This window comes from Ruegeria sp. O6, from assembly GCF_056535045.1.
The window spans coordinates 37,508-48,541 of record NZ_JBQERM010000020.1 but is presented as its reverse complement, the minus strand read 5'-3'; the positions used below and the strand labels follow the sequence as shown (position 1 = coordinate 48,541).

Below are 11,034 nucleotides of genomic sequence, written 5' to 3'. Positions count from 1 at the left end.
CCCTGCGCATAAAAGCTCTCACCGACAAGCCGGCCCATATAGCCCGATCGCCACTTGTTCCAGGCGCGCTTCATCATTGCGTTCTCCAAATCCGTGAAACGGTGCGCACGCCCAGATACCCCATATCCCGCCGCGCCTAAAGGGCTGATGCTACCCTGCGGCAGACCAACCCATCCCAACATCCAAACACGCTAAATAAGACCTCACCACCAAACCCACAACCAAAACCAAAACCAAAACCAAAAAACTCAATCAAGCCAATACCGCTATTGAACGGCTAATGGTTCAGCAGGTTCTTGAGGTATTCGCCGTAGTCGTTTTTGCCGAATCTTTGGGCGCGGGCTTCGAGGTCCTGGTCGCTGATCCAGCCCAGCGTATGGGCGATTTCGTCAGGTGATCCGGTTTGCAGGCCTTGCCTGTCCTGAAGCGTACGCACAAAGTTTCCGGCGTCCAGCAGGCTTGCGTGGGTTCCGGTATCCAGCCAGGCATAACCGCGCCCCATGCGGTTGACGCTGAGCAACCCGGCCTCAAGGTACATTTCAAGCAAGGTGACAATCTCAAGCTCGCCGCGTGCAGACGGTTTTACGGCGCGGGCCCGTTCAGGGGCAGAGCCGTCCAGAAAATACAGCCCGGTCACGGCGTAGTTCGATGGCGGCACTTGAGGTTTCTCGACAATCTGGGTGACGGCGCCAGCCTCGTCATAGGCCACGACCCCGTAGCGTTCGGGATCAGCGACCCGATAGCCGAAAACGGTGCCTCCCGTCTCTTTGGCGTCTGCCGATTGCAGGATCTCGGGCAGGCCGTGCCCGAAGAAAATGTTGTCGCCCAGCACCATGGCCGAGGGGGCACCATCCAGAAAGTCTTCTGCCAGAATATAGGCTTGCGCTAACCCGTCAGGAGAAGGTTGAACAATCCAGGTCAGGGACAGGCCCCATTGGCTTCCGTCGCCCAACAGGCGCTGAAACTGCTCCTGATCCTGCGGCGTCGTGATCATCGCGATGTCGCGGATCCCGGCCAGCATCAGCACCGAAAGGGGGTAATAGATCATCGGCTTGTCATAGATGGGCAAAAGCTGCTTCGAGACGCCCATCGTGATCGGATAAAGACGGGTACCTGACCCGCCTGCCAGAATGATACCTTTGCGTTTCTTGCCGTTCCGGGTCGTCATGTGCCGAGCTCTCCAAGGTCTTCAAGTATGCTGTGCAGGCCCGCCTTCCAATCCGGACGGGGCACGCCCAGGTCCGTTGTCAGTGTCGTGCAGTCCAGGCGGCTGTTCAGGGGGCGTTTCGCGGGGGTCGGGTATGCGCTGGACGGGATGTCTTCGACATTGCAGTCAATGCCGGCCTGATCGAAGATCTCGCGGGCAAAATCGGCCCAGCTGACATCAGGGCCACCGCTGCAATGGTAAATTCCGGTCTTTTCATCCGGGTTTGTCAAAAGGGCACGGGCCGCGCCCACACAGGCCCCGGCCAGTTCCGCCGCCGGGGTTGGCCCGCCAATCTGGTCTGCGACGATCGTCAGGCGGTCACGCTCTTTGCCGAGGCGCAGCATGGTTTTGACGAAGTTATGTCCATGTGACGACACCACCCACGAGGTTCGTATGATTGCATGGGGTCCGCCCGCCGCAATCACACCGGCCTCACCCGCCAGCTTGGTGCGCCCATAGGCGCCCAGCGGGCCGGTCGCGTGGTTGGGTAAGAACGGGGCCGTGCCCGCCCCGTCAAACACATAATCTGTCGAGACCTGAACAAACGGCAATCCGCGCCCGGCCGCAGCTTTGGCCAGCGCCGTGGGCGTGGTTCCGTTGATCAGCAGGGCAAGGTCTTCCTCCGCCTCGGCCTTGTCGACGGCGGTATATGCGGCGGCGTTGATCACCGCATCCGCATCGGTGTTGCGAACCAGGGCCGCGCACCCTTCGGGATCGGTAAAATCCGCCTTGTCGCGCCCAAGCGCTTCAACCGAGATTTCCCCGCCACACCGGATCAGTTCCCGGCCCAGCTGACCGGTCGCCCCGAAGACCAGAAGTTTCACGCGCTGACCCCCAGCCGTTCGCCAACGCCGGACCGGTTCTGTAAAGACCGCCACCAGTCTTCATTGTTCAGGTACCATTCAACCGTTCTGCGCAGACCCTCCTCTACCGTCACGGACGGGCGCCAGTTCATTTCGTTGCGCATCCGCGAGGGATCGATGGCGTAACGCGCATCATGCCCGGGGCGGTCTGTGACAAAGGTGATCTGGTCCGCATAGAGCCCCTGCGGTTTCGGGCGCAGGTCGTCCAGGATCGCGCACAGCGTCTGCACCAGTTCCAGATTGCTGCGCTCGTTCTCGCCACCGATGTTATAGGACCGGCCGACAGTCCCCTTTTGCACCACCAGCAAAAGTGCGTCGGCGTGATCCTCGACATACAGCCAGTCGCGGACATTCGAGCCGTCGCCATAGATCGGCAGCGCCTTGCCCGCGATTGCGTTCAGGATCACAACAGGGATCAGCTTTTCAGGGAAATGATAGGGCCCGTAATTGTTCGAACAGTTGGTCAGCACCACCGGCAGGCCATAGGTCTCGTGCCAGGCCCGGACCAGATGATCGCTGGAGGCTTTCGACGCGGAATAGGGTGACCGCGGATCATAGGGGGTATCCTCGGTGAACTGGCCGGTGGGGCCCAGGCTGCCAAAGACTTCATCGGTCGAGATATGGTGGAACCTGAAAGTGTCCGGTTTTCCTTGTCCGGCCCAATAGCTGCGCGCCGCCTCCAGCATGTTGTATGTGCCCAGGACATTGGTTTCGATGAAAGCCCCCGGCCCGTCGATGGACCGGTCAACATGGGATTCCGCCGCCAGGTGCATCACCGCATCAGGCGCATGCTCGGCAAACACCGCCTTCAGGGCCGCAGGGTCGCGGATATCTGCGTGAACAAAGGCATAGTTCGGGTTCTCTGCAACCTCGGCAACATTGTCGAGGCAGGCCGCATAGGTCAGCGCATCAAGGTTCACGACCTGATGTCCGTCCGCAATGGCACGCCGCACGACCGCGGACCCGATGAAACCCGCACCACCTGTCACCAACAGTTTCATATTCTATCCTTCGTAAACAAACGGGCTGTCAAAATCGGCCAGCGCAGGCGCAATCCTGTCCTTGTCGCTCAGCACCGGGTTCCCCTGCAAGGGCCAATCAATACCACAGCTGTCCCAGCGCACACCCCCATCGGCATCCGCATTGTAAGAGCTGGTACATTTGTAGCAGATTTCGGTGTCGGGCTCTAACGTCACAAAACCATGGGCAAATCCCGCCGGCACCCAAAGCTGTCGCCCGTTCTCAAAGCTGAGCTCGATGCCGAAAGATTGCCCATAAGTTGGCGATCCCTTGCGGATATCGACGGCGACATCATAAAGCGCGCCCCGGCCCGCGCGCACCAATTTGCCCTGCGCATGCGGAGGCGCCTGAAAATGCAGGCCGCGCAATGTCCCCACCGCGGACGACAGCGAATGGTTGTCCTGCACAAATTCCGGCAACACAACCCCAGCCTCCTCCAGCCGCGCCTTGTTCCAGCTTTCGGAAAAAAACCCGCGCAAATCCCCATGCCGCTGCGGGCGAATAACCAACACACCCGACAACCCCGTCTGCTCAATCTCCATAACACCTAACCTTAACCACCTGTTGCCTGTGTTGGGCGAGTATTGTCAGGCTGGGTTTCAATGCAAGGGTGTTGCGCAATTTGCTGCTCAGATGACCGCAGCCGGAGATGGCGGCTCGCTGCCTTCCTGCTCCCTCACCCCACTACGTCACCTGCTGGTTCAGCATCTCAAGCACGGCGTCGCGTTCCGACAGAACCAGCAGCAGGGCTAGATCGCCCGGTTCCACCTGTTTCAGGATCATCGCGGCAGCCTCGGACGGGGATGCGGCCCTTTGGATCTGGGTCTTGTCATATCCTTGTTCCAGAGCCGACTTTTCAATCAGGTCCGGTATCTCTCCCAAAGCGCGACCCCGTAGGTACCCTTCCAGTTCAGCAGCAACGACCACGTCGGGTTGGAAATTCAAGGCGGTTGCGGTGACGTCGCGAATGTCCTGGTCCGAGCGGTCTCCGGCATGGCTGAGCATGATGAACCGCCGTTTTGCCGGCAAGGCCGACAGCGCATCGCACACGGCAGAAATCGAATGCGGATTATGCGCGAAATCCACGAAAACCTGAGCGCCGTTGTGCTGGAATTCGTTACAGCGACCCGGATTGTCCCTGGCATCCGGTTTGAACCCGGCCAACCCATGCCGCACCGCCTCAAGCGTCAGCTTCAAAGCCAGCGCAAGGCACATAGCCGCCAGAGCGTTCAGGATGTTGTACTTCGCGGCCCCGCCCATGGTCAGGGGCACGTCGGACACGGCAATGACCGTATGCTCGGACCGGCCGTCAAAGAAGACGATGTTGCCCTGCGAGACATAAGCGCAGCATGTTCCCGCGTCGCGCGCCCGACGGATCAGATCATTCCCGGCATCCAGTGAAAACCACCAGATATTCGCCGCCGTGTTTTCGGCCTCGGCACGGACAAAAGGATCATCGGCATTCAGGGCCAGAACACCGCCCTTGGTCAGTGTCCGGTGCACGGCGAATTTCGCCTGAGCCAGCTCGGGCACCGTGTTGACGCCGTATTGCCCCAGATGATCGTTCGCCACGTTGGTGACAGTGGCGGCCATGGCGGCACGCGTCGGCAGGCCGCGGCGCAGGATACCCCCACGGGCCACTTCAAGGCATCCGATTTCAAGCCGCTTGTCGCGCAGCAACATCCGCCCTCCGCCGGGGCCGGAATAGTCGCCGCGATCCAGAATATCGTCACCCACCCGCACAAACTCGGTCGAGGTCAGCCCTGCGACCTTGCCCGAGGCGCGGGCGATCGCCTCCAGCAACCGGGTCGTGGTGGTCTTGCCGTTGGTGCCGGTGATGAAGGCGACGGGGATGTTGTGAAAGGCGGGCCAGTCCACGTCATCCGGGGCGGGCAACGCGTCGACAGGCCAGGTTTGGCTGCCGGTTCCATGCCCGATGGAAATCTCATCATCGTCGCACAGGATATCCACACCATGCGCGTCGGCTGCCGCGATCAGGGCGATCAGCGCAGGATTGGCCTCCTTCGCCATGACGCCTTTGACGTCCCGGATCATCTGATCAAAATCGCCCGGCGTGGTCTCCAGCAACTCTGCCGCGCAGAAATGCCAGGCGGTCTGCGCCGCAAAGATCGCGGAATAAAGCTGATCCATCGGTGCCGAGATTGCCAGATTGACGCCTCCGGTAAAGGTACGGTGGGTCAGTGCCTGATCCTGCCAGCCAAGCGCATCCAGAACGCGCCGGGCGTGTTTTTCCCACAGTGCAATGACCTGCGCGGGGTCGATAATAGTGAAAAACACATCCATCACCGCGCCGGGGTGATCCCATAACAGGCCGGGGCCGGTCAGTCGCCGCGCGTCATCCACCTGAATATGATCAGCGGTCGCGCTTTCGATGGTCAGCGCGGTTTCAAGCTCTTCGATCCGGTCCATTCCGGTGCCTCCGCTCAATCCGCGTCTTCGCTGATTTCACGCGCCAGTCTTACGCCGCGTTCGTCCCGGATCAGGTTCTGGTCGCTGTCGAACATGTCCTCGAACGTGGTATCGGCGGGGCTGGTTTTGGGTGTCGCCTCGGTTTCAGAGGTTTCGCCATCGGAATTGAAGTAGATGATCTGTTTCCAGCAGCGTGTGGTGTCATCTCCGAAGATCACCAGCAGATCGCCCGGTGCCGCCATCTCCAGCGCTGTGGTTACGGCCTCAACCTCATCCGGGATGATCGAGATTGCCTCATCCGGCGTCCCGCAATCGATCAGGGCCTGCCGCATCATTTGCGGCACCTCGTCATGCCCGCGACCCCGGCGGCGGTCATCGGCCTTGCAGATGAAGTGGTCAAAATGCCCGGCCAGCGCTGCGGCCCCATCAACAATGTCTTCATCGCGCCGATCACCGGGCATCGCAACAACGCACAGCCTGCGGCCCTTGACCTCCAACTGATCGGCCAAAGCGGCCATCGCCTTCAGCGCGGCCGGGTTGTGGCCGTAATCAAGGATCACCTTGAAGGGATGTTCATCATAGACATTCATCCGCCCCGGTGCCTGGAAATAACTGGTGTCGAAAGTGCGCAGACCATGCCGGATATTGTCCAAATCGACCCCAAAGCTATAGGCCATTGCAGCTGCGACCATGGCGTTTTGCACGTTGAAGATCGCCTTGCCTTCAAGCGTGGCGGGGATCAGATGCGACCACAGAACCGGGATGTGAAGCCCTTTGTCATAGATGGTCAGCATGTCGCCATTCATGCCTTTTTCCAGCACGATGGCCTTGCCCCCTGTCTTGATATGTTCCTTGACCAGACTGTGACCGGGGTTGGTCGTGACATAGAAGATCTGATCCGCCCCGGCGTAATCGGCCATCTTCAGACAATTGATGTCGTCGGCGTTCAGCACGGCCGTATCGGTCGCGCTTTCCACCACCACCCGTTTGACGACGGCCAGCTCCTCGACCGTGTTGATCCCGCCCAGGCCCAGATGATCTGCCGAGACGTTCAGACAGGCTGCCACGTTCGAGCGTTGATAGCCCAGACCCGAGCGCACCAGCCCGCCCCGCGCGGTTTCCATCACCGCAAAATCGACCATCGGATCACGCAGGACGATCTGCGCCGATTTCGGGCCGGTCATATCCCCTTTTACGCTCAGCTTGCCATCCACATAGACGCCGTCGGTCGAGGTCATGCCAACGATCTTGCCGCTGGTTTTCATGATATGACCCAGCATCCGCGACGTGGTCGTCTTGCCGTTGGTGCCGGTGATGGCCGCAATCGGGATGCGGGTTTGTTCATTGGCGGGGAACAGCATGTCGATGACCTTGCCCGCCACATCGCGCGGCTGACCTTCGGACGGGGCCACATGCATCCGGAAACCGGGGGCCGCATTTACTTCGACAATCGCGCCACCGATATCCTTGTAGGATTTGGTGATATCGTCGATCAGGAAATCGACACCGCCCACATCCAGCCCGACGGCCATGATGGCGCGTTCGGCCATGTCGCGGTTGTCGGGATGCACCACGTCGGTCAGATCGATGGCGGTGCCACCGGTTGACAGGTTCGCGGTCGAGCGCAGATAGAAAACCTCACCCTCGGGCAGGACAGTGTCTTCCGTCACGCCCGCATTCTCCATCAGGCGGTTAGCCTGATTGTCCAGCTCGAGCCTGGTCAGCACTTTTTCGTGCCCGATGCCCCGGCGTGGGTCCTGGTTCACCATGTCGACCAGTTCGGCAATCGTATGGGTTCCGTCGCCTATTACATGGCCGGGGACGCGTTTGGCCACCGCAACCAGCTTGTCGTTCACGACCAGCATCCGGTGATCAAAGCCGGTGATGAAGCTCTCGACCAGAATGGCGCGGCTGCGCGAATGCTCCTTGGCCTCGGCAAAACCCGCCTCGACCTCGGCATCGGAATTCAGATTGATCGAAACGCCGCGCCCATGGTTGGCGTCCAACGGTTTGACCACCACCGGAAACCCGATCCGGGCTGCCGCGCGTACGGCCTCGCGGGCCGAATAGACCATGCGCTGCTGCGGAACCGGCAGGCCAAGATCGTTCAGCAGATTATGGGTGTCTTCCTTGTCACAGGATATCTCGACCGAGATATGCTTGGTCTCGGACGTAATTGTCGCCTGAATGCGTTTCTGAAACTTGCCGTGTCCAAATTGCACAAGCGAGCCGGAATTCAGCCTGATCCACGGAATGTCGCGTTCCTGCGCCGCCTTGACCAGCGATCCGGTCGATGGGCCAAATTCCTTGCGTTGCGCCCGCAGCACAAAGCTGCGCAGTTCTTCATCCCAGTTGAAGTCCGGGTCGAATTCGTAATCCACCTGATCTTTCAGGGATTGCGGCAGCAGGTGCATCAGTAACCGCATCGCCAGATTGCCCGCATCCAGACCGACGTCGCGCTGGCGGTATTCATAGACCATATTGTACTGGCCCGGCTCACCTGTGCCGCGCGTACGTCCAAAGGTCACGTCGGACCCGGCCACGTTCTGAACTTCGATGGCGCAATGTTCCAGCACATGTCCCAGCCAGGTGCCTTCATCCTCGCGCAGGCGGCGGATAAAGCCGCCGGGTTCGCGATAGGAACAGCCGTGTTCCGCCAGACCGGGAAGCGCCTTGATCAAGGCGTCAATAAACTCGGAACCAATTTTTGCCGAGGGCCACTCTTCCAGAACACCCAGATCGATGACGTGGCGAATGACCGGAAAACTTGCCCAGACATTCGGGCCGACAAAGACATTGGTCGAGATTATTTTCATGAGGCTCCCCGTTGGTTAGCTTTTTGTTTTCCCCCCGCTGGCGGCCTCTTGACCGGACATGTCCGGCAATGTGCAGAACGCCAAATGCTCATCCGGCGGAAAAGCCTGGCGAGCCGTCAGATCATAACGGCACCCTTCGCCCAGAACGTCAAGCCGAAGTCCAAGCAGGCTCAGCGCTTCGCCGCGGCGCGCGTCCCACATCGATGAATGGGTCAGATGACTGGCGTCCACGACGGTAACCGATCCGCTGCCCACGACTTCAAGGACATTATCGGGTCCGATGAAGGCTGCCGTGTCTTCGTCGATACCCAGTCCGATCAAAAAAGGGTTGAAAGATGAAGCGGTTAGCAAACGTCCCAGCCGATTGCGCTGTGTGAAGTGCTGGTCGATGATGACGGCGTTGGTCAAACCCATGCCCGGAGCCAGCGTGATATTGCCCTCAGCCGGGGCCGAGTTGCTGCTGCCCCCGGCCACCATATGTTCGGACATGATCGACGCCCCGGCTGAAGTGCCGGCAACCGGCACACCGGCCGCATTCCGGCGGCGTATTTTCTGCGCCACAAGCGTGCCACCCAGAATCGCCGACAGCCGCAGCTGGTTGCCACCGGTCATGAATATCCCTGTGGCGCGGTCCAGCATCTCGGCATAATCGGGATTGTCGCAATCGGCACGCCGCGAGATGGGCAGAAATTCGACTTTGCCTGCACCCAGTTCGGAAAAGATGCGATTGTAGTCCGGTCCGGTTTCTTCCAGCATCGAGGCTGTCGGGATCACGACAATATCGGCGTTCTCACCCCCTGAAAGCTCTACGAACTTGCGGTGAATCTGCATTTCCTTAACGCGGTCTTCGCCGCCGCCGATCGGGATGATGAACCCGCGCGGGGTCTCTGCATCAACGGGTGCAGGGCACATATCTTACTTACCTTCCGGTATAAAAGCAGCCAGCCATCGGGGCCACTCGGACGCTTAACCTGTTCATACATGCCGTGTCGGGCCATCTGACCCTATCGGACATGCCGTTCCCCCCCCAGCGACATCACATGCCGCACGGCAGGGATTTCGTCAAGAACCACCGGTTTTGTGCCTGCTTCAGCCTGCCAGTGCCAAACCCTGCACGACAAAAGCGATCCCCCCGAAACATCAAAGCTCCGGGGGGATCAGATTGCCCGTCAGTTTGCGCGCTGGTTCAGATGTCGAATTTGACACCCTGCGCCAGCGGGAGCTCTGCCGAGTAGTTCACGGTGTTGGTCTGGCGGCGCATATAGGCTTTCCACGCGTCCGAGCCGCTTTCGCGTCCGCCACCGGTTTCCTTTTCGCCACCGAATGCGCCACCGATCTCGGCGCCCGAGGGGCCGATGTTGACGTTGGCAATACCGCAATCCGACCCCGCCGCAGTCAGGAATTGCTCGGCCTCGCGCATGTTCAGCGTGAACACACAGGATGACAGCCCTTGCGGCACATCGTTTTGAATCTGGATCGCATCGTCAAAATCGTCATAGCCCATGACATAAAGGATCGGTGCGAATGTCTCGGTTTTCACGACCGCACTTTGGCCGGGCATTTCGACGATTGCGGGCTGCATATAGACACCCGCAGGAAGCCCTGCGGTCACGCGCGCGCCGCCAAACACGGTGCCGCCTTCGGCCCTTGCGGCCTCCAGTGCGGATGTCATGGCGGCACCCGATGCCTCATCTACCAGTGGCCCGATCAACGTGCCCTCAGACAGCGGATTGCCGATGGGCAGACCAGCATAAGCCTTTTTCAGGCGGCTCACCAGTTCCTCGCGGATCGAGTTGTGCACGATCAGACGGCGCAGCGTCGTACAGCGCTGACCGGCGGTCCCAACGGCCGAGAAGACAATGGCGCGCACGGCCATTTCCAGATCCGCCGAAGGGCCAACGATCATCGCGTTGTTGCCACCCAGTTCCAGAATGCACTTGCCAAAGCGTGCCGCTACAATGGGCGCAACTGCACGACCCATACGTGTCGAACCCGTGGCCGAGATGATCGGAACATCTTCGCTGGCCACCAGCGCCTCGCCCAACTCCGCGCCACCGATCAGGACCTGAAGCAACCCTTCGGGGGCATCGCCAAACCGCACCAGCGCGCGTTCAAAGATCTTCTGGCAGGCCATCGCTGTCAGCGGGGTCTTCTCGGACGGTTTCCAGATCACCGGATCGCCACAGACCAGTGCCAAAGCGGCGTTCCACGACCAGACCGCAACCGGGAAATTGAAGGCCGAGATCACCCCGACCGGGCCCGCCGGATGCCAGGTTTCCATCATCCGGTGCCCCGGACGTTCCGATGCGATGGTCAGACCGTAAAGCTGACGCGACAGACCAACGGCAAAGTCGCAGATGTCGATCATCTCCTGCACTTCGCCCAGACCTTCGGACGTGATCTTGCCGGCCTCCCAGCTGACAAGCGCGCCCAGATCGTCCTTGGCGGCGCGCAGCTCTTCGCCCAGCAGGCGGATCAGTTCGCCCCGACGCGGGGCCGGCACAACGCGCCACGCCTTGAACGCGGTTTTGGCGCGGGCAATGATCGCGTCCATTTCGGTGGCCGGAGTTTCATGCACGTCGGCCAGCAGGCTGCCGTCAATCGGCGACGTCACCTTCAGAGTGCCGCCCTTCAATGCAGCATCCGTCAGATCCAGATTTGCAAGCGTGGTTTGGGCTGTCATTACGATGTCTTTCAT

The 11,034-nt window shown here is 60.3% G+C and carries 9 protein-coding genes; all 9 read right to left on the bottom strand.

What is annotated here, in order from left to right:
• Positions 1–182: hypothetical protein (locus ACR0DY_RS18630; RefSeq protein WP_480898922.1), on the bottom strand; the 182-nt coding region annotated here is incomplete at its 3' end.
• Between the two features lie 95 nt (positions 183–277).
• On the bottom strand, positions 278–1,168 hold the full coding sequence (gene rfbA / locus ACR0DY_RS18625) for a glucose-1-phosphate thymidylyltransferase RfbA (protein WP_480484785.1): 891 nt from the start codon (positions 1,166–1,168) through the stop codon (positions 278–280).
• Positions 1,165–2,031 carry a dTDP-4-dehydrorhamnose reductase gene (gene rfbD / locus ACR0DY_RS18620; protein ID WP_480547548.1) on the bottom strand — a complete coding sequence of 289 codons (867 nt, stop codon included), beginning with the start codon at positions 2,029–2,031 and terminating at the stop codon, positions 1,165–1,167. Before rfbD ends, rfbA begins: the two co-directional genes overlap by 4 nt.
• The gene (gene rfbB, locus ACR0DY_RS18615) at positions 2,028–3,071 is read right to left on the bottom strand and encodes a dTDP-glucose 4,6-dehydratase (protein WP_480547546.1); all 1,044 of its coding nucleotides are present in this window, start codon (positions 3,069–3,071) and stop codon (positions 2,028–2,030) included. The genes rfbD and rfbB overlap by 4 nt, the downstream gene beginning before the upstream one ends.
• Positions 3,072–3,074: 3 nt before the next feature.
• Positions 3,075–3,632 carry a dTDP-4-dehydrorhamnose 3,5-epimerase gene (gene rfbC / locus ACR0DY_RS18610; RefSeq protein ID WP_480488984.1) on the bottom strand — a complete coding sequence of 186 codons (558 nt, stop codon included), beginning with the start codon at positions 3,630–3,632 and terminating at the stop codon, positions 3,075–3,077.
• A 142-nt stretch (positions 3,633–3,774) separates the two neighbouring features.
• A complete protein-coding gene (locus tag ACR0DY_RS18605; protein WP_480898918.1) occupies positions 3,775–5,520 on the bottom strand; it encodes a Mur ligase family protein in 1,746 nt (581 codons plus the stop codon).
• Positions 5,521–5,534: 14 nt separating this feature from the next.
• Complete coding sequence (cphA, locus tag ACR0DY_RS18600; protein ID WP_480484789.1) at positions 5,535–8,336, bottom strand: cyanophycin synthetase; 2,802 nt, start codon at positions 8,334–8,336, stop codon at positions 5,535–5,537.
• 15 nt (positions 8,337–8,351) lie between these two features.
• Positions 8,352–9,248, bottom strand: a complete 897-nt coding sequence (locus ACR0DY_RS18595) for a cyanophycinase (protein WP_480484790.1) — start codon at positions 9,246–9,248, stop codon at positions 8,352–8,354.
• Positions 9,249–9,522: 274 nt separating this feature from the next.
• Entirely contained in the window at positions 9,523–11,034 is a 1,512-nt protein-coding gene (gene amaB, locus ACR0DY_RS18590; protein ID WP_480547542.1) for an L-piperidine-6-carboxylate dehydrogenase, read from the bottom strand.